The 24,507-nt window shown below is 35.9% G+C and carries 13 protein-coding genes and 1 pseudogene; 3 read left to right on the forward strand and 11 right to left on the reverse strand.

The annotated features are described in order from the left end of the window. Nucleotides 1-706: 706 nt before the first annotated feature. Nucleotides 707-1,363 carry a DUF938 domain-containing protein gene (locus tag ACP6PK_RS30115; protein ID WP_426565252.1) on the forward strand — a complete coding sequence of 219 codons (657 nt, stop codon included), beginning with the start codon at nt 707-709 and terminating at the stop codon, nt 1,361-1,363. Nucleotides 1,364-1,625: 262 nt separating this feature from the next. On the opposite strand, the gene rpmA is transcribed toward ACP6PK_RS30115, so the two are convergent. From rpmA to ACP6PK_RS30150, 7 genes and pseudogenes are all read right to left on the reverse strand, one after another. After that, nucleotides 1,626-1,913 carry a 50S ribosomal protein L27 gene (gene rpmA, locus ACP6PK_RS30120; protein ID WP_293107849.1) on the reverse strand — a complete coding sequence of 96 codons (288 nt, stop codon included), beginning with the start codon at nt 1,911-1,913 and terminating at the stop codon, nt 1,626-1,628. Nucleotides 1,914-2,082: 169 nt separating this feature from the next. Further along, nucleotides 2,083-2,466 (reverse strand): annotated as a pseudogene (rplU, locus tag ACP6PK_RS30125) (50S ribosomal protein L21); the annotation flags it as partial. Nucleotides 2,467-2,897: 431 nt separating this feature from the next. Then, nucleotides 2,898-7,319, reverse strand: coding sequence for a hybrid sensor histidine kinase/response regulator (locus ACP6PK_RS30130; RefSeq protein ID WP_426565254.1), 4,422 nt, complete (start codon nt 7,317-7,319; stop codon nt 2,898-2,900). Nucleotides 7,320-7,424: 105 nt separating this feature from the next. Next, nucleotides 7,425-10,730: a methyl-accepting chemotaxis protein gene (locus tag ACP6PK_RS30135; RefSeq protein ID WP_426565256.1), complete on the reverse strand. Its 3,306-nt coding sequence runs from the start codon at nt 10,728-10,730 to the stop codon at nt 7,425-7,427. A gap of 298 nt (nt 10,731-11,028) precedes the next feature. Next, a complete protein-coding gene (locus ACP6PK_RS30140; protein WP_426565261.1) occupies nt 11,029-11,550 on the reverse strand; it encodes a chemotaxis protein CheW in 522 nt (173 codons plus the stop codon). A gap of 12 nt (nt 11,551-11,562) precedes the next feature. Continuing rightward, nucleotides 11,563-11,928: a response regulator transcription factor gene (locus ACP6PK_RS30145; protein WP_094671780.1), complete on the reverse strand. Its 366-nt coding sequence runs from the start codon at nt 11,926-11,928 to the stop codon at nt 11,563-11,565. Nucleotides 11,929-13,032: 1,104 nt separating this feature from the next. Further along, the gene (locus ACP6PK_RS30150; protein WP_094671935.1) at nt 13,033-14,256 is read right to left on the reverse strand and encodes a response regulator; all 1,224 of its coding nucleotides are present in this window, start codon (nt 14,254-14,256) and stop codon (nt 13,033-13,035) included. 1,633 nt (nt 14,257-15,889) lie between these two features. Between ACP6PK_RS30150 and hmpF the strand changes: the two genes are divergently transcribed. Beyond that, nucleotides 15,890-17,629 carry a pilus motility taxis protein HmpF gene (hmpF, locus tag ACP6PK_RS30155; RefSeq protein ID WP_426565264.1) on the forward strand — a complete coding sequence of 580 codons (1,740 nt, stop codon included), beginning with the start codon at nt 15,890-15,892 and terminating at the stop codon, nt 17,627-17,629. 389 nt (nt 17,630-18,018) lie between these two features. On the opposite strand, the gene tilS is transcribed toward hmpF, so the two are convergent. The 4 genes from tilS to ACP6PK_RS30175 form a co-directional block, all read right to left on the reverse strand. Continuing rightward, nucleotides 18,019-19,047 carry a tRNA lysidine(34) synthetase TilS gene (gene tilS / locus ACP6PK_RS30160; protein WP_426565266.1) on the reverse strand — a complete coding sequence of 343 codons (1,029 nt, stop codon included), beginning with the start codon at nt 19,045-19,047 and terminating at the stop codon, nt 18,019-18,021. 497 nt (nt 19,048-19,544) lie between these two features. Beyond that, nucleotides 19,545-19,784 carry an NADPH-dependent FMN reductase gene (locus ACP6PK_RS30165; protein ID WP_426565268.1) on the reverse strand — a complete coding sequence of 80 codons (240 nt, stop codon included), beginning with the start codon at nt 19,782-19,784 and terminating at the stop codon, nt 19,545-19,547. 47 nt (nt 19,785-19,831) lie between these two features. Beyond that, a complete protein-coding gene (locus tag ACP6PK_RS30170; RefSeq protein ID WP_426565270.1) occupies nt 19,832-21,061 on the reverse strand; it encodes an RNA-guided endonuclease InsQ/TnpB family protein in 1,230 nt (409 codons plus the stop codon). Nucleotides 21,062-21,121: 60 nt separating this feature from the next. After that, entirely contained in the window at nt 21,122-21,334 is a 213-nt protein-coding gene (locus tag ACP6PK_RS30175; RefSeq protein ID WP_426565272.1) for an NADPH-dependent FMN reductase, read from the reverse strand. 156 nt (nt 21,335-21,490) lie between these two features. On the opposite strand from ACP6PK_RS30175, the gene ftsH reads away from it, so the two are divergent. Beyond that, nucleotides 21,491-23,494, forward strand: a complete 2,004-nt coding sequence (ftsH, locus tag ACP6PK_RS30180) for an ATP-dependent zinc metalloprotease FtsH (protein ID WP_426565274.1) — start codon at nt 21,491-21,493, stop codon at nt 23,492-23,494. Nucleotides 23,495-24,507 lie beyond the last annotated feature (1,013 nt).

Raw genomic sequence — 24,507 nt, forward strand, 5'->3', positions numbered from 1 at the left:
AAATAAATGGTATAAAAGTCCTATCTCAGTGGCTTGAGATATTCTCTACAGGACGCTACGACAACGTGAATGGGAATCTAGTTGAACAGTTATAAATAATTTGGTACAAGTTAGGAGTCGGAAGGGTGAAGAGAAATAAGTAAAGAAGGTATCAGGAAGAGAAAGTTTTTTTGTTTTGCTTTCGCGGTAGGACAGGAAATGCTTCAATAATTGATAATTGATAATTGATAATTGATAATTACCTCTCCCTAAAAGGAAGAGGATTGAATAAAAGGAAAATAAATTCATTGTTTCTCCTTTAAAGAAGAGGCTTTAAACCTTAATGATTCGGTAAGCAGAACTAAACTTTATCGCGAATTAAGTAGACATGATATAATGGACGAGTAAAAATACATGGTTAATCTTGATTGTAGGAGGACTTTTTTCAATTCTACAAAATAGAAGATAATTTGATTTAAAATTGGTATTATTAGTTTGTAAGATCATGTCCGGATAATTAGTTATAAAAAAACTTTCTCCTTCTTCTCCTATTATTCTTTCTTCCCTCTTGACTCCTGACTCCTGACTCCTGACTCCGACCTAGTTATTTATTTATCACTGTTCAACCGGACATGATATTAAGATCGAGAAAAGAAGATTCTATAAAGTTTTATCTAGAAACTTTGGAGTTTTGTGAATTTATTATAGATACTTAGAGCAAATACTTATGAATCAGGAAAAACCACCTTTAGACCCTCATCCTTTAAGCGAATATGTAGCGTGGGCAGGAGCGCGTAATCGCGAACCAATCTTAAATGTTTTAAAAGAAAAATTGCCTAAAGAAGCAGGTTTTATTCTAGAAATTGCTAGTGGTAGTGGAATGCATATTAATTATTTTGCACCTCATTTTAAGCACTTATCTTTTCAACCATCAGAGCAAGATACTGAAGTTTTTGATAATATCAAAGGTATCTCACAAGAACTTGGCAACGATAATGTTTATGAGCCTTTATATATTGATTTAACTCAACCTGAAACTTGGTTGAATTTAGACACAAAGAATTCCTATTCTGCTATTTTCTGCATAAATATTTTCCAAGTTGCACCAATTTCTATTGCTGATGGCATGATGGAGTGTGCTGCACAGTTACTCAATGAAAATGGGTTTTTACTGATTTATGGTCCTTTTAAAGTTGATGGAACATTTAATAGTGAATCAAACAAAGATTTTAATGCAACTTTAAATTCAACAGGAGTTCCTGAATGGGGATTAAAAGATATTGCTGATTTGAAAAAAGCAGCAGAAAACTATGATTTAAAACTCCAAGAAAAAATTGATATGCCATCTAATAATTTTTCTTTGATATTTGCTAGAAAGTCATAAATCTGACACTATCAGAAAAGATAACCGTAATTTTTGGTAAAATTTTCTCCTTCTAGTTGACTGGACAAATATGCCAATATGACTTAAGTTGTGAGATATTGGATAATTTTAGGGAAAAGGGAATAGGCAACAGGAAATAATAAAACAATATATCTTAAATTTGATCAAAAGATATCTCCACAAAATAATGTAGAGACCTTCTATGGAAGGTCTCTACAAATGTTTCAGAAAACATTTATTGCCTAGCTTCAATTAAAATGACTTAAGCTTCAGCTACAGCAACATTAGCTTCTTGAGCTACAGGATAAACGCTAACTTTTTTCCGACTTTTACCTTTTCTTTCAAAAGTTACAACACCTTCAACTAAAGCAAATAAAGTATAGTCACTACCGACACCAACATTATTGCCTGCATGGAATTTGCTGCCACGTTGTCTCACAAGAATATTACCTGCTTTGACAACTTGACCACCATAGCGTTTAACACCTAATCTCTGGGCGTTAGAGTCACGACCGTTGCGGGTACTACCAGTACCTTTTTTGTGGGCCATAATTTCCTCCGAATTTTACTATTTATAATAACTGCTGTAACTATTCTGCCTGATTTTCTGGTTTTTCTTCAGATGCAGTTTCAACTTCTACTGTAGTCTCTGTTTCTACAGAACTACTCACTTCTGTGGGTTCAGTTGGAGTTTCAGTAACGGTCTCAGTTGATACTGGGGTTACTTCTGTAGCGGAAGTTTGAGGTTCTGCTGCTGAGGATTTTTCTTCCGATGCTAATACTTTGCCATTGAGACTTATGGAGTCAATCATTAGGCGGGTAAGTTCTTGGCGATGTCCTCTTTTTTTACGAGTCTTCTTTTTAGGTCGCATTTTGTAGACAATAATCTTTTTGCCCCGCAAATGTCTCATAACCGTCCCTTCTACAAGGGCACCTTCTACAAGAGGTTGACCAATATGAACATCACCATCATGTTGAACTAGAAGCACATTCTCAAGGGAAATTTGCTCTCCCTCTTCTGCGGCTAGAAGTTCGATATCATAAAAGCGACCTGGTTCTACTCTTAGTTGTTTTCCGCCTGTTTCAATAATTGCGTAACTCATTAATCTGTGTTATGGGGTTGCCGTACAGGTAGCTGGTTCTGAAACTCATACCTTGAGTGGTAATTTCGTTACTTGAGATAGGCAAACGCCTTTCTTGCTTTACCAGCTTTTACTATGTCCGAACCTGGTCCGAGCAGGATTTAGACACACAATCAACTATTATCTCTGATAACGTTGGTTTTTGTCAAGTAAAAGTTCTGAAAAGCAATAGGGACTAAATTCTCTGTCATTCCCCATTCTTCCTGACTCCTGAGGACTGACTCCTACCCTCACACTCAATACTTATTCAGCAAGCCCTAATTTCGAGATATTCTGACTTCTGAGGACTGACTCCTATGCCAAAAGCACAGATACTTATAATTTATAGCAAATAGGTTCTATAAACTTGAAACTTTTTATTTTTTATTTTTGACTTTTGACTTTTGACTTAATTAGGCATTAACAACATCTCCAACAGTTTTACCTTCAAGTATACTCACTGCCCCGTCTAACAACTTATCTTCTATATATGGTTTAGTGAAATAACCTTTAGCTCCTAACTCAAAAGCCATTTCCATGTGTTTTTTTGCACCGCGAGATGTCAACATTGCCACAGGTAATATACTCAAATTAGAATCTTTTTGCATCCGAGATAATAACTCAAAACCATCCATCCGAGGCATTTCAATATCACAGAACACCAAATCACAAACTAAACCACCACGCAGTTTTTCCCAAGCATCCTTACCATCTCTTGCTTGTTCAACCCGATAACCAGCTTTACTAAATGTCATTGATAACAACTCACGCACTGTAATTGAGTCATCCACAATTAATACTGTTAACTCAGTCTTCTTGGCTACAGGTATAGGTTCTGGAGTGATGATATCAGGCATAATCCTTTGTTCTCTTATTCTTCCTGTTGCTAGATCGATCAACTCAAGAATATCTGCTATCGCCACAATTTTACCATCCCCTAAAACAGTTGCACCTGCAATACCTACAGGTTTAGGTACAGGACCTTCTAATTGCTTAATTACAATTTCCTGTTGTTCTAAAACCTGATCGACTTGCACCGCTAAAAATATACCTACTGAAGCAGAACGCAAAACCACAATTGAAATCATATCCTCTTCAGCATTTATACCATAAACATTACCTCGACGGAGATGACGATTATATACCAGTAACTCTCGCAAGTGACGGAAAGGCAACTTTGCACCGCGCCATTCTATGTAATTCTGCCCATCTTCTGCTATTTTCACTTCATCCTTACCAACTTTCACCATATCTTCTACCCCATCCATAGGGAAAGCAATCTTAGAGCGATCGCTAATACAACACAATGCTTTCGAGATACTTAAAGTCAGCGGTAAGCGAATTGTAAATGTTGTACCCTTGCCAATAGTCGAATCAATATTAATAGTACCTCGAATCTCAGTCAAATTCTTCTTCACCACATCTAACCCTACTCCACGACCTTTTCCCTCATCAACCTCGTGTGGCTCTACGGTACTAAAACCAGGATGAAAGAGTAAGTCATAAACATCTAGGTCAGCCATTCCTTGAGCTTTTTCCTGAGTAATCAAATTTTTTTCGACTGCTTTCTTCTTCACTTTTTCCGGATCTATTCCCGCCCCATCATCTGCAACCGAAATTACCGTCTGATTCCCTTGGTGAAAAGCACGAATTGCGATTGTACCCGTTGAAGATTTACCTGCACTTAGACGTTCTTGGGGTTTTTCAATTCCGTGACTTATAGCGTTATTCATTAGATGTTTCATCGGGTCAGAAAGCTTATCCTGAATCATTTTGTCAATCAAAGTTTCTCTCCCTTCTACCTCTAGTTCTACGTCTTTACGGTACAACTCCTTTGCTCTGCGTCGCACAGAATTAAGTAACAGTTGTACCGTTTCAGAAAAAGGTATCATCCTCGACCTTGTGAACCCTTCTTGCAGTTGAGTTGTCACCTGTCGTAGTTGACGAGTTACTTGTTCTGCATCATCAACCAAAAATTCTATATCAGACGCAGACTCTCGTACTCTAACAATATATTCGATAGTCTCCTGAGCTAATAAGTGGAAAGGAGTAAAGTTTTCTACCCGATCGAGATCGAGAGAGTCATCAAACTTTCTTTTTCCAGAGTCGCCTTCGTTTTCTGTATCTGGTATATGAGAGGTATTAGAACGATGTCCATGACGACTATCCCAAATTGCTCTTTCTAGAAGAGTTTTTTCATATAAGTCGTGCATTCTTTGTCCAGCATCACTTAGTAGCATTACCTGATGGAGTAGGTTATCTAGGAACTGACGCATTCGTTCCTGACCTTGTTCTAAACTATTACGATTAACTACCAGTTCACCTACTAAGTTACTCAGATTATCTAGTTGTTTTGCAGGTACTTTAATTGTTTGTTCTAGAAAGCGAGATTTTTTTGGGCGAGGAGCATTAGTAGTAGAAACTACTTTTGATTTCTTTGATTTAGAGGTATCTATATCAGAATTTTCTACAGATTTCTCTTCCTCACTGGTATCTTCTGGTTCTTCTGACTCGTTCGTTATACTTACTGATATTTCCTGTGTAGGATTTTTCTCTACGACTACCGTATTTACTTTAGATGTCGAGTTTATTTCTTCACCATTTAATAGTCCTTCTAGTTGTACAAAAACATTATAATTTTCAGATTTTTCCCCCTTCAGTATTGCTTCTAAGGCAATAAATTCATAATCTTCTATTTTTGTCTGGTTATTAGTAACTATTAATTGTTCACTTTCTTCTGTCTCTATAACAGTTTTTTCACTTACTACATCTAGTAATTTATCTAAATCTAAATCTAAATCTAATGTTTCATCTGTATCTTGATTAAATCCATTGTTATCTTTTGGCTCTTCTAATGTAGGCCATAAGTCTTCTAAATCTGCGGAAGTTTCATCATTTTCTTGAATCTTGTCATTACTTTCAACTGTATTTTCTGCAGATAGGTTAGTAAAGTCTATACTTTCAGCATCTAATAAACTATTCAAATCATTATTATCGTTTTGTGTCAAATCTTGCCAGTCTAACTGCTCCACATTTATTAAATCTTGTGAGTTTGAAGAGTCTACATCTTCTCGATCAAATAGTTCCTCCAGACTAGATGTCAAATCTTCTGATTCTACTGGTATTTCTTCTAAATCTTCAAACAGTGCTTCTAAGTCCGAGCCTCTAGAAGTTAAATCATTTGTAGTGTTCGTGTTGAGCTGAGATTTTTCTGTTTTTGTCTCACTTTTTATTTCTTGCTCTACATCTTGAATTGCTAATAGATCGCTCAGGTCTAATTCATCTAACTGGGAATTTTCCGCTTTATTCTGGGGAGTATAGTTAATGTTGGCTTGAGAAATATTTGCTTCTAAATCCATGCCCAACTCCCAGTCAATTTCTGAGTCATTCACATCATCTAATTCTGATAAATCTCCATTATTTAAGTCCCCAAAGAGGTCAGTTAAATCCGGTGTAGTTTTTCTTTGATTATTGTTCTCTTGTTCTGAATTAGTATTTTGTATTTTAGACTTACTATTTTTCTGTAGTTCATTTTCTCCAGTTCCATCAAACAAATCCGAGAAGTCTTCATTTGCTGGAGTCACAAAATCCCATTCATTTTTGTTTTGAAATTCTGGTAATTTTGCCGCCTCATTAACATCAAACAATAAGTCAGACAAGTCTCCAGAATCATCACTATCAATTTTAGATATTTTTACTGGATATGCTTCTGATTTTCCTCGATCTAGTATTTCTTCTTCTTCCCAACTAGAATCTAAATCTGGTGTTTCCCCTTCAAATAAATCCGCTAAACTATTTAGTTCTGATGCTCCTACTTCTGGACCTTTTTTTTCTTTTTCTACTATTAAGTTATAATTACCATTATCTACATCTGTACTTTCTAAGCTATTGAACCAGTCATCTATAGACTCTTCATTATTAATTTTTGTGTTATTTTTTCTATCTAATTCCTGGTCAAGATTATTCTGATTTAGTTTATTTTTGGTTTGATTAAACATATCTATTTCACCTTTTTTTCTCTGATGTTTATTGTCTTTTACGAAATCCTTGGCTAAGGATTTTAAATTTTCATCTATAACTATTTCTTGCTCTCGATGGTCGATAATCAATTCTTGAGCTTGTTTCAAATTTTTAATTATATTATGAGCCAAGATATAGTATGTATTTTTTGTATTACTGACCGCTTGTTTAACTACATCTATTAATTCCCTCCAATTTAATGATACATTATATTCTTTGCCTTTGTCTGCCAAAAAATCACTTATTTCTATTAAATTCTTTCTTGTCTTTGCATCATCATGTTGCTTAAACAAAATTAACATTTCTTGCATTTTTTCTGGGACTTCTACCCTAAAAAAATTTTCTTTTCCACTACTTACTTCTAGGATTGTTCCTGAAAATATTCCTCGACTTTCTCCCACTATATCATCCAGGTATTCTTCTAAATCCCTAAATATGGGTTCTATTTTTTCTAGTGTAGTTTTTTCTTCTTTTTCTGTTAAACTAAAATTTGAAAGTTGTTCTAATAAATCTTGTAAAGTATCAAAAACTCTCAAAAATAAAGATTCTAATTTATCATCTACTTTAACAACGACAGTTTCTTGCAGAATTTTAAAACTATCTTCTAATCTATGAGCAATGTATCGTATACTATTAATCCCTAACATAGCAGCTCCACCTTTAACAGAATGAGCTACTCTAAATAATTCACTTAACAGTTCTGGATCTTCTATAGTGACTTGCAAATTTAATAATCCTTGCTCTATAGTATTGAGGTGATCTTTTGCCTCCTCAATAAAATAGCTCATAATTTTTTGTGTTTGTTCAGTTTGCATATTTTTTATAGTTCTCAAGTCAACAGATTTTTTTTTGACTATTGATTATGCTTGGCATAACTATCAAAAAAAACTGCTGATAATTTCCTAAAAATTTCTACTTTATTACTCCGCTGGATCTACCCGGAAACGCTCTACTGAAGTTAATAGATCCCGAGCAACACCCACTAAATTCTGGAGGGAACTATAAACTCGTTGAGATTCTTGAGAAGTTTCTTGAGCTGTCATTTCTACTGCCTGCATTACTTTCGATACTGACTGTGCTACTTCATTTTGTTCTACTGTATCTGCAGCAATAGAACGTACTAATACATCAATTCTTGTTGTAACTTGAACAATATCTTCCAGAGATTGCTTTGCCTCTTCTGCTAACCCTGTTCCATTAATAACGTGCTGAGTTGCGTCTTCCATTCCCTTCATTACTCCATTTGTCTCAGTTTGGATTTGCATCACTGTATGTTCAATGTTCTTAGATTCTTTAGCTGACCTGTCCGCCAACTGTCTGACCTCATCTGCCACTACTGCAAATCCTTTACCCGCTTCTCCCGCTCTAGCTGCTTCAATACTGGCATTTAATGCCAACAAGTTTGTGCGAGCGGCAATACCAGAAATTGAACCTACGATCTTTTGAATTTCCTGGGTAAATTCTGATAAACGTTTCACTCTTCGAGTTGCATCTGCCACACCTTCTCTGATTTGGAGAATACCAGCTACAGTACGGTCTACTGTTTCCCCTCCTTTTAATGCTAAAGCTGCTGCTGAACGGGCTACATCTTCTGTTTCGCGGGCGTTTTCGGCCACCCGTTGAATAGCATCAGTCATCACTTGTACAGATTGTAGAGTCGCTGCCAACTCTTCTGCTTGTCGCAAGGCGTCTGTAGATAAACCTTGAGCAAAGGTAGCACTATCCATCGAACCCCTACTTACCCTTTGAGCAGCTTCTTTAACCTGATGCACAATTTCCCGCAAATTTTGAATAATCAAGTTAAATGAATCTGCGACAGCTCCTAAAACATTTGCTGTAACTTCCGCACTCACAGTCAAATCTCCACGAGCAGCTCCTTCTACGTCATCTAGTAAACGAATTACTTGTCGTTGTAAATCTTCTTTTGCTTGCTCATTTTCTTCTGCTTTTCTTTGAGCATCCGTGTAAGTTGCTTGGATGACTTTAGCCATATGATTAAATTTGGCAGCCAGCTTACCAAATTCATCCTCTGAATACACTGTTGCTGTGGCTTTTAAGTTACCATCACAAATGATATCGAATTGAGTATTTAAATCTTTGTTTGCTCTTTCTATTTGGTTGGTAGTGATCCTGCCAAGACCATAAGCAGTTAAAAAGCTACTTACTCCTGCTATACCTGTCATTATCCAACCAGTGCTACGCAAATCAGAAATTACTTCTGTTTTTTGCTCTTGCAAGGCTCTGTAAGAAACTATATTACTGACAAAAGCTACTGCTATTAAGGATGCTAACCCTGTTCCTATAGCTGTGTATAGTTGTTTTGTATATAGGGAAGCATTTTCCCAAAACGCTAACCCACCTTGTTCAACCATTACATTTGTGTCTACTTCTTCTCCTTTGATTTTGCTAAATGTTGGCAGTTGATGATCTATTGGTATAGCTTCTTCATTATCAATCGCACTAGGATCGGTTCTACTATCAAACAAAGCTCCTGTTGTGGCTCCGACAACCATTCCTGTGTCCATTGTTTCTAAATTTGGCGCTACTGCCCCCATCTCAGGAGTAGTCATATCTGTTGGCATTTCTATTCCATCAGTCAGGGAACCATAGTCCTCAAAATTACCAAATTCATCATCTTCTAGAAAACCATTGGCTTTTTTATCTATATTTCCTTCTTCATCCAGATGAAAAGCTTGACTGAATGCTGCTTCGTCAAATTCATTCATCTCAAAACTATCTAGTTCTTCCCCTACTCCTTTACTTGTCTCTTCTGTTTTCTGCCATTCATTATATAATTCATCTCCTATTTCACCTAACTCATTTTCTGCTTCTTCCCACTTGAAGCTATTGTTATTTTCCATCAATAAAGTAGCTTCATCTACATCTGAAAAATTACGGTTAAGATTTTCATTTTCTGTTGCTGGATCTTTGGCTAGTGATGGTCTATTATTTTCTCTTATATTATTTGCTTCTCCAGTAATCATTTCTCCAGAACTTTCTAAGATTTCATCTATTACGTTCTCAAAATCTACTGACTCTAAGTCTAACTCTTCTATTCCAGAATCTTGGTCTATATTTGGAGTGATTTTATTATTTTTTATGTCTTCATATTCTAATGTTTGATTTTCAGATATTTCTTCTTCTTTTAACAATTCTTCTTGTTGTTTTTTCCAGATTTCATCCAGGTCTGCAGTTAAACTAAAATCAGATATTTCTTCCTCAGATATTTCTTCTATACTTCCACTATTTTTACCATTTAAAACTGCATCATCTAGGGATTTTTGCTTTGTTCCATTTGGGGATATTTTACCATTTTCTATTGGCAACTGACTTCTTATTTCTTGGTTATCTGTACCTAAACTCTCTTCAAATTGTGTGAAATCAGGCAAATCTTCTAAATACTCTGAATCTTCATGTTGATGGTTATGGGAACTACCATTTGTAGTGAAAGGATTATTATCTTCATCTGTTAATTCTAAATCATCTATATCTTCTAGCTCTAATTTCCCAAAATCAAAATTTCCTGCGGAGTTTTCTGCTGTTAATTCTAGACTATTTTCATCAAGGATTAGTTCTGGAACTGTGATATTTTCTAGGTCTTTTGTATCTAATTCTAGACTATTTTCATCAAGGATTAGTTCTGGGTCTGTGATATTTTCTAGGTCTTTTGTATCTAATTCTAGACTATTTTCATTGAGGATTAGTTCTGGGTCTGTGATATTTTCTAGGTCTTTTGTATCTAATTCTAGACTATTTTCATTGAGGATTAGTTCTGGGTCTGTGATATTTTCCAGGTCTTTTGTATCTAATTCTAGATTATTTTGATCTGCTATCGCTTCCAAGTCACTAGAAACTTGTCCTTCTATAGATTCTTCATTCTGATAGTCATCAAAGTTAATACCTTCCAGCATTTCTTCAGACTCACTCAAGCTAGCTGGATAATCTGTAATAAATTGCTCACTATCGCTGATACCTTGTTGAGCATAGTTCAGCAATTCTGGATCGTCACTGAGGTCTAAAACTAACTGATATTGTTCTTTAGCTACATCATACTGATGAAGTCCATAACAATATATATGACCACAAAGCAGACGAGAACTAGGGTCTTCTGGATAATCCTGAATTAAGTTATAAACTAAAGCTGCTGCTTCTTCATAGTTACCATGACTGTAGGCATCTTCTACCTTTTGATAATCTTGTAAAAAGTCTGTGCTGGATGATGTCATTTGCTGTCCCTCTCTCAAGATAATAATATTATTTATTTTTGTTTTTTTAATTTTATCATTAACGGATTTAGGAATTGGGAATCAGCCTCATTCAGAAATCTTATATATTTAAGATATACAACTGAATCAAATAATTATGTTGACTTATCAACTGTACGGACGTTGCACAGGCAAAAATGCGTTTTCCGTTCCGGAATGCTCCGCATTTCCTGACGGAATGCTCCGCAAACATGTCGCACAGCGTTTTATGTCGGCTCTTAGCCGTTAGCGGAGCTTTGCGTCAGCAAAAACGTCCCTTTTAGGCTGCCCATCGAGCCGAGCGAATAATTGCTTCTTGATCCAGTAGCCTCAGAACCTGCTCTCCCTTCTCATCAAAAACCCACTCTCCTCGTAAGAAGGGAGCCATACCATCTGCAATATCTGTGGGCATTTTCAGCTTCTTTTCATCAAGCCACTGCATTCCTACAATCCGTTCAACTGCTAGTCCTAATATAGTGTCTTGGTCTTCTACTGCAATTATTTTAATCTCAGGTTGATCGGTATTAACTGGGATTGGGTCTCCAAGGAATTGAGCTAGATCGGCTACCCAAATCACTCGTCCCCTTACATTTATCGTTCCTAAAAGTAAGGGCGAGACATTGGGAATAGCTGTAATACCCTCTGGAGATTGATAAATCACTTCTCGAATATCTGTTGCTAGTAAAGCAAACTCATTACCCGAAGGTAAATAAAATCGTAAATGTTGCTCACCTTCAGGATTTTCTAATTCTTGGATTCCTCCTGTACCTTGGCCTGGTAAAAACTCTTCATTGCCTACCATAGATTATTAAACTTAACGTCTTAACAATTGTTTAACTGTTCCTACCAGTTCTGTGGGCTGGAATGGTTTAGCAATGTAGGCATCTGCACCTTGTTTTAAGCCCCAGTAACGGTCAAATTCCTCTCCCTTTGAAGAACACATTACTACTGGAATATTCTTGGTTTTAGGATCGGATTTGATTCTCCTGCAGACTTCATAGCCATTCATTCTTGGCATCACAATATCTAATACCACTATATCGGGTTTAGTATTTTGTAGTCGTCCCAAAGCTTCTACTCCATCATTAGCAACGGTAACTGCTAATCCACTATTTTTGAGAAGTTGTGATATCATTTCTCTTTGGGTAACGCTATCTTCTACAACTAGAACTTTGCTCATTTTTTTCTGCCTGATAGCTTGGGTTTAAATTATATTAGAAGTTAAATATAGGTATTGATTAAAATTTTCATAGGATTAGGTTTTTGGCCTATGTTAATTAATTTAGATCGAGTGATAGATATTTGTTTGATTCAATATACTGGCTAGTAACTCTCTTTTATGATAGCAATATTAATCCTTTTAGGTGGTTTTATATACTTACTAGCTTAGTGTTTAGCGGTAGATATGACCTAAGTATTAGTTGAGACTTAAAAATAATAGCCATGTATAGAATTAAACATCTATTTTTGACATACTTTTAATTATTGCTTTATTTTGACAAATATGGTGATTAGTTTAGTCAATATCCTTAATATAATGTACCCACAAACTTTGTCTATAGTTTCTCCAATTTTAAATCTCTAACTGCTATGGCCCACTTGCCAAGATTTAGCTGGTAACCAATAGTCTTTCAAATAATATAATATTATATTTTCTCTTGACCAAAAATCATTCAGCAGTTTGAAAACCTCTTAGCAATAACAACACAGATTATTATTATTATTATTTTTTGATTTTTGGGGTATAGATAAAGTCTGTTGACATTTGGAAATATCTTTTTGACCAAAAAATTAGGATTCAAACCTCGTCCTGAAGCAGGCAACTTTCTAGTATATTAATAGTCGTAAAAATTATCTCCTCAGTTGGCAGTCGATCTACCAATCACAACGGTATGAAACCGAGCCTGCAGCATCAATATGGAAAGAGTTAAGGTCTATGGTCGTTCAATCAATACTGGAGAAAAAGTTCAATAATTAATAATTAACAAAAGAATGTTACAAAGACTCCGCCCTATCAGGTGGGCTGGAAATTAGAAAAACTTTACATCAAATGTCCTTTTGAGTAAACAGAGAATATCAATGGTAAGGAATGGTATTTAAGCTATTCATCAACAGCCTAACTAATTGCAACAATTTATCAAGTTAGTATTAAAGCCATTTTCATAACCAGTAACCACAAAATTCTTTGGGAGTCGGGAGTCTGAAAATGCTTTAGGATTACTTTGCCCATTTTTTTCGATCTAGGATGAAAAATGTTATGATCTATCTTTAGATCAAGATTATCTTAATTTTCTTGATTTTTTGATAACATTCTGTCAACTTGAGAATTTGTTACTAATCCTGGTCCAATGTACTTTTCCACCAACATTAGTAATTCGCTTTCTCCGAAAGGCTTGGTCAAGTAGTGTGTAGCTCCAACTATTCTGGCCTTAACCCGATCTATAAATCCTTCTATGCCAGTAAGCATAATAATAGGTGTCTGGCGAAATGCTGTAGAGTTACGCAACATCGCACAAATCTCATAACCATCTAGTTCAGGCATAGCAATGTCACATAAAATCAAGTTTGGTTTAATTTGAAATACTTCGCCTAATGCTTTGAGGGGATCGCTGAGACTACTGACCTCATAACCATTTTGATTGAGAATTGACTTAACTTTTTCCCGAACAATTAAATCATCATCAATACATACTACTTTCGGTATTTTTGTTTCTCGTTGCAATGACTTTGAGTTTTTGACTATACTTGTTTTTGAACATTGGTCAACTAATTGCACTATCCCTTTTTGCACAAAAGGATAAATGGCCTTCGCTACTTTTAATACATCTCTGTTTAGATATCTAGCTATTTGCTGCATTGATGTTTGGCCATCTGACCAATGACTTAAAATATTATATATGTTTGGCTTTAATGCTTTTTTGAACTGGACTGGATCGGAAATTACTGGACACTGTTGAGTAGAGTAAATATAAGGAGAAAACTGATTCCATTCCTGTATCTGCTGGATCATTTTGGCCAATAATGAGCTGACTTCTAAGGTTGTTAGCTGAGGTGTTAGTGCTGGGCCAAGCTCAAATATAAATGCTCCTTGATGGAGACTTAGTAAATTAAATAGAGTTTCACGAACCATACTATGTATAATGCTGCGTCCCTGAGCTGGTGTGAGAATACCCTTTTCCAACAAAGCCCATAAATAACCATACTCAGGTGCATTGACAGAGGCAACAGAAGGAACTTTAATTGTGTCAAGATAGGGATCTGCTTTGTAGCGACGTAAGTAGTCTCTCAAACGGGATAAACTACCTGCACTTGGGGTAGCGTAGATAATCTGACCACTCAGAAAAAATACAAACCAAGATGGTTCTGCGGGAAAGTGCTGTCGGGGTTCAGCAATATTACTGCCAACTGGTGAGCTGTAGGCCTTAACAAACAGTTCACCAGTTCGTTGACCTAAGTCTATAAGTTGCAGGATGCTGCGGATATCAATTTCACTCAAATTTCCCTGCATGCAGCTTGTAAAATAAATTTTTGATAAAAAATGTAGATATAGAGAGAAGATTCACATCCCTTCTCTTTTTCTGAAAAATAACTAAGTATTTTAATAAATGGTAATATGATTTGAGAGAATTAATTTCATTTTGGGTCAATTATCGAGATTCGAGATTATACTCTAAGTTTACCATCTATGGCTTCAGAATAGGGTATTTAAACACGATCGGCTGTTTCTATATTAGTTAGGAGAATTATATCATAACTATAAAGTAGATTGAGGAAAAATACTATGGGATTGCTATACTTTATTTGAGTTACAATGCCAAGAAATATTTTGTCTTATTGGACATTAATTTTTTGCTCCTGCTTCACTTCTATAGTAGACATCTCTGAAAATATTAAATTAATTCTCTCCAGGTACTTATTATCAAATACAATAAGGAGTAATTGATAGTTAAATTATCATTACCTTGTTAGATAAATTTTAGTCAAGATTGATCGATGTCGATAGTAGTAATTATGGACGAAGCTCCAATTTATACTATAGATAAAATGATTGAAAAACTAGAATAATGGAAACAGAAATATTTCTCAATATTTGGGTTGTCTACCTACTAACCAAAGGAAAACTTAATTGAAATATTGTGGAAGTCGATCGAGTTATGAGTGGATTGAAGTTAATGCGTATGAAAGTTGGAGTAGCTTAAAAAAATCTCTCAACAAAGTGGTGGAAAATTTGGTAAAATAATATGTAATTAATTTTGTGTAGGTGCTTACCTAAATAAGGAATAAAACAGTTTAATTGAAACATTTATAGTAAGCATTCAGGTAGCGATAGTTTCCTACGGAATGCTAGTGAAACAGATGTTCAGTGTTAATAATCCTACACCAAATAATTAATAAAAAAGATGTAAGCATTCAGCTATTAGCTCTAATTATGAATCAAGCAAATCTTTTAACTTATAGTACATTTTCAAGCCATAAATTGAAATTGAAGTAGAAAAACGAGGTTTGAGTTGTCAACCCATATCATATATTGTGTGGCTGGGAATGTAGATATTTCCGGGAAGCTGATAGCTAATAGCTGACGGCTGAATGCTTACAAAAAGATTAGCTTTGAATGGGAATGAGAGTAACTTTTAATTGTTGTTCAATCTTTCAAATCTGATTCTTTCTTGAAAAAGAATAAGTTAATGGCGCTCCACCTAATAGCTTATGGCTTTTGGCAGAGAATTCCGCAGGAAATGCTTACCATTTCAACTATTGCCTCAGTTCCTTATAAGTGAAAAAAAGGTAACTTGGTACTTGTTAAATATAGTATTTTGGTTAAAATAACAACAGGATAGTTTAATAAATTTACCTGTGTGTAAAATTCATCCCAAAAGCAACGTTAAATGATAATATCATTCCTGATATTCAGAGTAATATATAGCAATCCTCCGCATATTCGTGGCACAAATCTTACTGCTTTTTAGGCAACAGGCACTATTGCTACAGCTCATCTGGTAAGAATTTCAACTTTTTTATTTACTTTTTAATTACCCGCAACCTATTTAGGATTGCTATAGTAATTGTTACTGCATTCGATGGTAATATAAGAAATTATGAAAATAAATATTTTAGCATAGATACTTCAAGAGGATAACAGTGTGCTGTATTTAGCAGAAGTACAAAGAAGGCCAACAGGTTTTGGTGGTCTGGGTGGTGGTAGAACTGATTTGAAGTTGCTAGCTTGTCAGCGCGGTGAACATAATTGGGCTGCTGTAACTGGGGAAGAAGTTATTCCGGCTGATGAAGCTAAGGAATTTTCTCCTGGTGCATTGGTGCTAGTAGATTTGAATAATAATAAGCAGGTTCAGCAAATTCAAGATGCTGCACGTCAGTTAGTGAAAATTCTCCAAAATTTTTCTCGTTCCCAAGAAAAGTCTAAGACACAATGGGAAGAAATTGAGCAATGGAAAGCTTCTCTTACTTTTCAAGCCCAAGAACTGAATCGCAGAGAAATGGAATTACAGGCTAAGGAAGAGCAACTTGAGGAACTGCAAGGCGAAATTGATAAGTTGGAGCAGCAACGTCAGGAAATTAGTCAAGTCCAACAAGAATCTCAGCAACTCCAGGAACAGATAGGGCAAAACCGAGCAGAATTAGAAGCAGCGCGTTTAGAATTACAAAGGCAACAAGATGAGTTTGAGCAGCATAAGGGAGAATTAGCTCAAGGTGCAGTTTTAGATGGGGAGCAATCTCAATATATTCAAGATTTATTGAGTTGGTTAACTGAAGCGGTAACTCCGACAAATTCTTTGGGAGAAAAGTTAAGTCAATCCTTGGAAATAGTTAATAATCAACAGGAAACTCTAGAACAACATAGACAACAGTGGGATAATTCACCCAATACAGATTCTAATACACAGGAGGAAGAAATAGAGAGTTTGGCTAGTCATGTCCAAAACCAATGGCTAGAATGGCGACAAGATTGGGAATCTTTGGCCCATAGTATGGGGGAATTGAGAGTGCAACAAACTTTACTGGCAAGTAAGCAAAAATATAGCCAAGTATTGAATGCACAAATTGTGACACAGACTCAACTTTATGAGCAACTGAGTAATCTAGTCACAGCGTTGGAGAATGGTGGTACTGCTCATAAAGTAGATGTTGAAGCTTTGGAAAAAATGCCTCTTAATGAGTTAGAGGAATTGGTACAAAGTTTGCAACAAGATTTACAAAGAGATATGAGTTTTGTTAAAGACCAGGAAGAGGAGTTGGCATTACAACAGCAAGAAATTGATGCTTTGCAAAGAAGAATTGATAAAGCTAGTGAATATGACAGAATTAATTTGGACTCAGAACTTTCAGATGAAAAAGACCGCTATAGAATGTTAAATGAGTCTTTGGTAGGTTCTCAAAGAAATCTGAAGGAAAGAGAAGAGATATTAAGTCAGCATCAAGCAGTTCTTTGGCGTAGGTTAGGTAATTCTTCTGACCAAGAACAGTCGAATCAGATAGACCTGAAACCTATATTATCACAAGTTGAGACTCAAAGCCAGCAATTGACCGAAGAGTTACAAAAGTTAGAAGCTGAAATTCAACAAATACAAACTGAAATTACTCAAAAAGAAGAAGTGATTAATGGCCAAACTCAGGAACTAGCAGTTAAAAGAAATGAAATTGAGCAGTTAGAGTTGAGTTTAAGGGAAAAGCAGAAGGCTAATATAGGGGTTGGAAGTGGGGTTGTGTATCAAGAGGTAATGCTACCTTTGGCTGGTTATTTAGAACAACTGAGACAGCAACTTGAAGAAGTAGTAGGTGGAGTAAATCAAGTACAGGGTATAGGTGAACAGGTGGCTCAGTTAGGGCAAGTTCTCCAAAATATTCTTGTGCAACCGGAATAAGATTAATTTGGGTTTGCTGAAAAAGTTTTGTTTAAGGAGTAGGGGAGTGTTAAACAATTAATAATTAATAATTAATAATTATTTTGAGTATAAAGAGCTGAAAAATAGGTACTTTTTCTAAACATAAAAAGGCTAAAACCTTTATCTGTAAATTCTGTGATATTTATTCAGCAGAGCAATAATTGATTCAAGCTGAAAACTTTGAAAATTATGACTCCTGACTCCTTACTGCGAGAAAAATGCTACAACCTAAATAGGATTGCTAGATTAGGAACGGAAATTAAATAAGACTGGGAAATTATAGTTTCTGGGATTGAAAGCTTTTGAGCATCATTAATTTTATCCGGTTTTATTTTCTTCTCATTCCTTAGTATTTTTTGAAGCAGAGATTATACTAAAATAATCCAGGGATGTTGAACTTTGGCGATCGCTCCTCCAGGAAAGGGATCTGTTTGAGAACGGTTGGGAGCATTGATTAAAGCTATAAATTTTTCAATATGACTGAAGTTAGGAGTTGTAGGTAAAACTTTGTGTAGAATCTTTCTTATTACTCTACGTTGTAATGCTAGAGAAACTTCACGCAATACTAAACGGTTGATAATATATTTGATTGGTTGAGGCTCGAATTGAGAAATATTCAGATTATCTGTATCTACTTCTGTCACTCTTTCTAATAACTTTTCTGTTTCTTTTTCCAAATATTCGACTTCAGCACTGAGTATTTCTGCTGTTTGTGCTAATGCTAATTCAGCTTGAGGGTTAAATTGGCGTAGGATAGGAAATAATTCCAGGCGAATACGGTTCCGAGCATAACGTAAATCTTGGTTTGTAGAATCTTCCCAAATTTCGATTTTTTGCTCTTGACAAAAGTTACCTGTTTGGGTACGAGTAATTTCTAATAGGGGACGTACCAGTAAGGGGGAGAAATTTTCTGTTAGGGGACGTTGCCAGGTTAGGGCTTGGAGGCCGTCAGTTCCACTACCACGAATTAGATTATATAGGAGAGTTTCTGCGCGATCGCTGGCTGTATGGCCAGTTACAATGTATGGAAAATTAGATTCTAAGGCAATTTTAGTTAGGGTTTGATAACGCCATTTTCTGGCTTCTGCTTCACTTTTATAGAGTTGATTTGCTGTTTCTAAATAGAATGGAAGTTGCCAATTTGTGGCTAATTTTTTAACATAATTAGCATTAGCTTCTGAGTCAGTTCGCCATTGATGGTCACAATGAGCAACTGCTAAATACCAATTCCATTTTGATTGTAAATCTAATAGTAATTTGGTTAGACATAGTGAGTCTTGACCACCGGATACTGCGATTAATATTCTTTGATTTTCTGGTAATAATTTTCTTTGACGTAATGTTTGATGAAGTTGGGCATGAAGTGGTGTCCAATTTTGATGAGGAGATTGATTCATTAGACATAATTTATTTGTAAGCATTCAGCTATTAGCACTCAGCAATCAGCTTTTTTTGTGAAGACATTAAACAATTTTATATGGATGTTTAAGGTCTTGAGATGTGTTTTGAACCCTACTAGAAAATCAGATATTTAGTATTTCAATATAGCATCTAACTCCCTGCATTTATGAAGCTAATTATTGATAATACACTAAGGAGGATATCTGATGGTTGAATGCTTACATTTATTTGATTTGAAAGGACAATATTAAATCTGATAGTATTGGTTAAAAAATTAGAGAAACCTGGTCTATATTCAAGAGGCCACTATACTAAAATCTACTTCGCATAAACCGAGTTTATTATGACACTCCAAAATCTATAATATAGCTGAAAGATAAAACCTAACGGCTAAATACTGACAAAAAATCATAATCAAGCGGCTAGTTAAATTAGCTGAATAAAACCCAGTTTAAATATGTTTTAGCTGTTCAGGATTTTGACATTACTAAAGTTAACTACAACCTAGAATTTTACAAGTATTTTCGACTAAACTATGAGCGAATTTATCAAAAGGTTCTGATAATTTTTCATCTAATAATTTACCATCATCAGAAAAAGCATTCCAAGCTTGAGCAATAGCAATTTGCTCTGGAATTACCCAAGCATGAACCCATCGCAAAATTAACCGTAAATGATTTAGTGCATTACTATTTGATTGACCTGCTGTAAAATACCTACACAATTCCGGCAAAATTAGTCCAAACCTGGTTATGCCAGTTTTGCGGCTTATTTCCTGCTTCAGCCTGGGGAGTCGGCTCCTTCCAGTTCACAGGCGTAATTTCGGGTGCAGCCCACCCTAGTTTTTTGATTGACTTCCCCATATTGGGAAAGGACTAATGCCGCATTTAAGTCGCGGTCTATAACTGTTCCGCAATGAGGGCAGTTATAAGTGCGGTCACTTAACGTTAATTCTTGATGGATATGACCGCAATGATGACAGGTTTTGGATGATGGAAACCACCGATCAGCTAGCACTACAGTACCGCCATTGGCCACAATTTTGGTTGTCAATCGTTGCCTAAATTCATAGAATCCTTGGCGGGCTACTGATGCTGCTAGCTTGCCATTTTGCGTCATACCTTTTACGTTTAAATCTTCGAGACAAACGTGCTTAATCTTGCCTGCTAAATCCGTGGTAGTTTTTTCAAGAAAATCCTTGCGAATGTTAGCAATACGACCATGATGTTTGGCAATTTTTTTAAAGTATTTAATCGCATTTTTAGAAGTTTTTTTACCCAGACCACCTAATTGTTTATTGCGATTACGCCATTGGAACTTGGCCAATTTTAATTGCTCTTTTTTAATTGACTCAGGAAGAGCAATAGTGCTGTTTTCTTCTGATGAAGCTATTGTGCCAAATTGTTTAATGCCTACATCAATGCCAAAAACTTCTTGAGTCCGCTGGTCCACTAATGGATGAACTGGTAATTTTTCTGCTTCAATAGCAAAGCTGACAAACCATCTTTCACCTGTTTGGCTAACAGTAAAAGTCTGAGATGCTGCCTTGTAGGGTACTGGTTCAACTAATCGAAAAGTACCCAGCGTCGGTATTTTGATGTAGTTACCAGCTTTTACTATACTCTTTCCATTTCCATCGTAAACAGTAAAAGATTGCAAGTCTTTTTTACCCTTAAATTGAGGGGATTTGCTTATCCCTTCTTTATACCGTTTAAATGCCTCACCTAAATGCTGAAAAGCACTTTGATAAATTCGAGACGAATAGTTGTTTGTCCAAGCATATTCTGGCTGATTCTTTACATAATTAGTAAAGACTTTTTTGGCTTCATTTATGCGTTGACTATAGCTAAAATTAACCTCTTTACCTCGCTTATTTACTTTGGTCATGCCCTTGGTTCCATTGACCATATTCAGACCATAGTTATACACAAAGCGGGCATAACCGGCGCACTGAGCCATCAATGACCGCTCTTTATTATTGAGCTTTAACTCCAGCTTGATTGAATACATCTTTATCGCTTCCTTTTGTTACTATAAGCTATTTGCTGAAAAATGTCTCAATTTTCCTGCTCAATTACTACCTTTTTGCAAGAAATTGCCAGGGATACCAAGACTAGCAACTGGCTCCTTCTCTCCATTACAAAAGGGGAGTTTGAGAGTCCGCAAATCTAATATTTCTACTTCAGCACCTATCGCTTCTACTCTTTCGGCTACTATTTCTAAAGCTTGCTGGCTATAGGAACTAGACCTTAAACTACCACCAATTCCCACAATTTTTACCATTCCATTTAACCTAAAATATATTTTTCTCAGTTAGAGTCGTAATTAATTAAGTACGATTTAAAATAGCAAAGCAAATTAACAAACGTCAATTCTGAAATACGCTATCTATATAATATATATATGCTTAATCGGGATAAAAGGCCACAATTAAAAATAATGAAAAATTTTTGGCAACAAATTAGAACTGATGTACTTAAGGGAATTAATCACCATAACTCATCATTATCTAAAGCTAAATTAAATACCCAAAATACTAAAACTATTCTTGGTAAAATTCCTGGTCAAAAATTAAGTAGAAAATTAGGGTGGAAAATTTTGGCTACTGGGATAATTGCTCAAGGAGCATTATTGGGAACTCCAGCTTTTGCCGATAGTACGCAAAACAATCTTAGCTATAGTCAGCTATTAGAGAAAATTCAAGCTGGAGAAGTAACAGAAATAGATGCTTATCCCTCTCAAGGAATTGCTAAAGTTAGCCTGAAGGGGCAAAAGGCAAATGAGCCAATGTACACAGTTAATATGTTTGAGTATAACCCCGAACTACTAGATCAAGTTCGCGCTCAAAAAATTGACTTTGAGCTGAAGCGCTCTCCCGACAATAGTTTTGCGATGGGTATTATATTTAATATTCTCATCGTCTTTATAGTTATCTTTGTATTACTGACAATTTTGCGTCGCTCTAGTCAGTCTCAGGGAAATGCTTTAAATTTTGGTAAGTCTAGGGCACGTTTTCAGATGGAGGCTAAGACTGGGGTATTGTTTGATGATGTGGCAGGTATCGAAGAAGCAAAGGAAGAACTTCAGGAAGTTGTTACTTTCTTGAAAAAACCAGAGAAGTTTACAGCTATTGGGGCGAAAATTCCTAAAGGTGTTCTTTTGGTAGGTCCGCCAGGAACAGGTAAGACTCTTTTGGCAAAGGCGATCGCTGGTGAAGCAGGGGTTCCTTTTTTTAGTATTTCTGGTTCGGAATTTGTAGAAATGTTTGTGGGTGTGGGAGCTTCTAGGGTAAGAGACTTGTTTAGAAAGGCTAAGGAAAATGCTCCTTGCATCATATTTATAGATGAAATAGATGCGGTAGGTAGACAAAGAGGTGCTGGTATTGGTGGGGGTAATGATGAGAGGGAACAAACTCTTAACCAATTACTGACGGAAATGGATGGGTTTGAGGGTAATACTGGAATTATTATTATTGCGGCGACTAACCGTCCAGATGTTTTGGATGCTGCTTTATTACGTCCGGGTCGTTTTGATAGACAGGTGACAGTTGACTTACCTGCTTATAAGGGACGTTTAGGAATTTTGGAAGTTCATGCTCGGAATAAGAAATTAACTCCAGATGTTTCTTTGGAGGCGATCGCTCGCAAGACACCTGGTTTTTCGGGAGCTGACTTAGCTAATATGTTGAATGAAGCAGCTATTTTGACTGCTAGACGACGAAAAGAAGGAATTACACCGTCGGAAATTGATGATGCTATTGACAGAGTAACTATCGGTTTGAGTCTCACCCCATTATTGGATAGTAAGAAAAAACGGTTAATTGCTTACCATGAGTTAGGTCATGCTTTATTGATGACCCTGCTAAAAAATTCTGATCCTCTGAATAAGGTGACTATTATTCCTCGTTCTGGTGGAGTGGGTGGTTTTGCTCAACCAATTATGGATGAGGGGATGATTGACAGTGGGATGTATACCCGTGGTTGGTTAGTAGACCGGATTACAATTTCTCTAGGTGGACGTGCTGCAGAAGAGGAAATTTTTGGCTCTGCGGAAGTTACGGTGGGAGCTGCCAACGATATTAGGAGTGTGGCCAATTTGGCTCGTGAGATGGTAACTCGTTATGGAATGTCTGACTTAGGACCTTTGGCTTTAGAAAATCCAAGTGGAGAGGTTTTTTTGGGTCGAGGTTGGCAGTCGCAGCAGTCAGAATATTCTGAGGAAGTTGCTACTAAGATTGACCATCAAGTACGAGCAATGGCTGTTCATTGTTATGAAGAAGCTCGGCGAATTATTCGAGAAAATCGTGTTTTGATGGATAGATTAGTAGATTTATTAATAGAAAAGGAGACTATTGAGGGTGAAGAGTTTCGTAGAATAGTTTCGGAATATACAGAGTTACCTGAGAAACAAAAGGTTTCTATTAATTTGGAAAAGAAAAGTTGAGGTCTAAGGTGTTTTTTGGGTGGTAGATGGTTGAAAAGAGATTTTCACTTACTACTTACCCAAAGATAGTTATGTATATTACTACGAGTCAGGCATCTGAAAATTATTTTGGTAGTTTGGAGAAAAATATCTAACCATCACAGAAATAATTAACTTGAGAATTTTTCCCTATTTCTATTCCCTGCTCAAAAACTATAACGTCTTAGTTTAAGTCTCAGAGGAAAAAGTGTCTCAAAGTCTCAAAATTTGGAGAGGTTAGAGAAAATATCTAACCATAACATAAATAATTAGGTCGAGTTTCTATTGTGTGTGGAAAAACTATAACGTCTGAGTTTAAGCATGAGAGGAAAAAGTGTCTCAAACTCTCAAAATTTTGAGAGGTTGGAGAAAATATCTGAGAATGAGAGAAATAGTTAAGTTGAGAACTTTTGCCTGTTTCTATTCTCTATGGAAAAACTATAACGTCTGAGTTTAAGCATGAGAGGAAAAAGTGTCTCAAACTCTCAAAATTTTGAGAGGTTGGAGAAAATATCTGAGAATGAGAGAAATAGTTAAGTTGAGAACTTTTGCCTGTTTCTATTCTCTATTGAAAAACTATAACGTCTGAGTTTAAGCATGAGAGGGAAAAGTCTCTCCAAGTCTGAAAATTTTCATAGGTGGGAGAAAGTATCTAACCATGTGGAAAAACTATAACGTCTTAGTTTAAGCATGAGAGGAAAAAATCTCTCCAAGTCTGAAAATTTTCATAGGTGGGAGAAAATATCTAACCATAACAGAAATAATCAACTTGAGAACTTTTGCTTGTTTCTATTCTCTGTTCAAAAACTATAACGTCTTAGTTTAAGCATGAGAGGAAAAAATCTCTCCAAGTCTGAAAATTTTCATAGGTGGGAGAAAATATCTAACCATAACAGAAATAATCAACTTGAGAACTTTTGCTTGTTTCTATTCTCTGTTCAAAAACTATAACGTCTTAGTTTAAGCATGAGAGGAAAAAATCTCTCCAAGTCTGA

The sequence above is a fragment of the Dapis hubbardiae BLCC-M172 genome, from assembly GCF_050016015.1.
Classification (GTDB): domain Bacteria; phylum Cyanobacteriota; class Cyanobacteriia; order Cyanobacteriales; family Microcoleaceae; genus Trichodesmium.

What these genes read in the sequence shown, in the direction of transcription:
- ACP6PK_RS30130 (WP_426565254.1), bottom strand. Translation starts at nt 7,319, where the DNA reads ATGCAAACTGAACAAACACAAAAAATTATGAGCTATTTTATTGAGGAG.
- ACP6PK_RS30145 (WP_094671780.1), bottom strand. Translation starts at nt 11,928, where the DNA reads ATGAGCAAAGTTCTAGTTGTAGAAGATAGCGTTACCCAAAGAGAAATG.
- ACP6PK_RS30150 (WP_094671935.1), bottom strand. Translation starts at nt 14,256, where the DNA reads ATGCAGGGAAATTTGAGTGAAATTGATATCCGCAGCATCCTGCAACTT.
- tilS (WP_426565266.1), bottom strand. Translation starts at nt 19,047, where the DNA reads ATGAATCAATCTCCTCATCAAAATTGGACACCACTTCATGCCCAACTT.
- ACP6PK_RS30175 (WP_426565272.1), bottom strand. Translation starts at nt 21,334, where the DNA reads ATGGTAAAAATTGTGGGAATTGGTGGTAGTTTAAGGTCTAGTTCCTAT.
- ACP6PK_RS30115 (WP_426565252.1), top strand. Translation starts at nt 707, where the DNA reads ATGAATCAGGAAAAACCACCTTTAGACCCTCATCCTTTAAGCGAATAT.
- rpmA (WP_293107849.1), bottom strand. Translation starts at nt 1,913, where the DNA reads ATGGCCCACAAAAAAGGTACTGGTAGTACCCGCAACGGTCGTGACTCT.
- ftsH (WP_426565274.1), top strand. Translation starts at nt 21,491, where the DNA reads ATGAAAAATTTTTGGCAACAAATTAGAACTGATGTACTTAAGGGAATT.
- ACP6PK_RS30170 (WP_426565270.1), bottom strand. Translation starts at nt 21,061, where the DNA reads ATGTATTCAATCAAGCTGGAGTTAAAGCTCAATAATAAAGAGCGGTCA.
- ACP6PK_RS30140 (WP_426565261.1), bottom strand. Translation starts at nt 11,550, where the DNA reads ATGGTAGGCAATGAAGAGTTTTTACCAGGCCAAGGTACAGGAGGAATC.
- ACP6PK_RS30135 (WP_426565256.1), bottom strand. Translation starts at nt 10,730, where the DNA reads ATGACATCATCCAGCACAGACTTTTTACAAGATTATCAAAAGGTAGAA.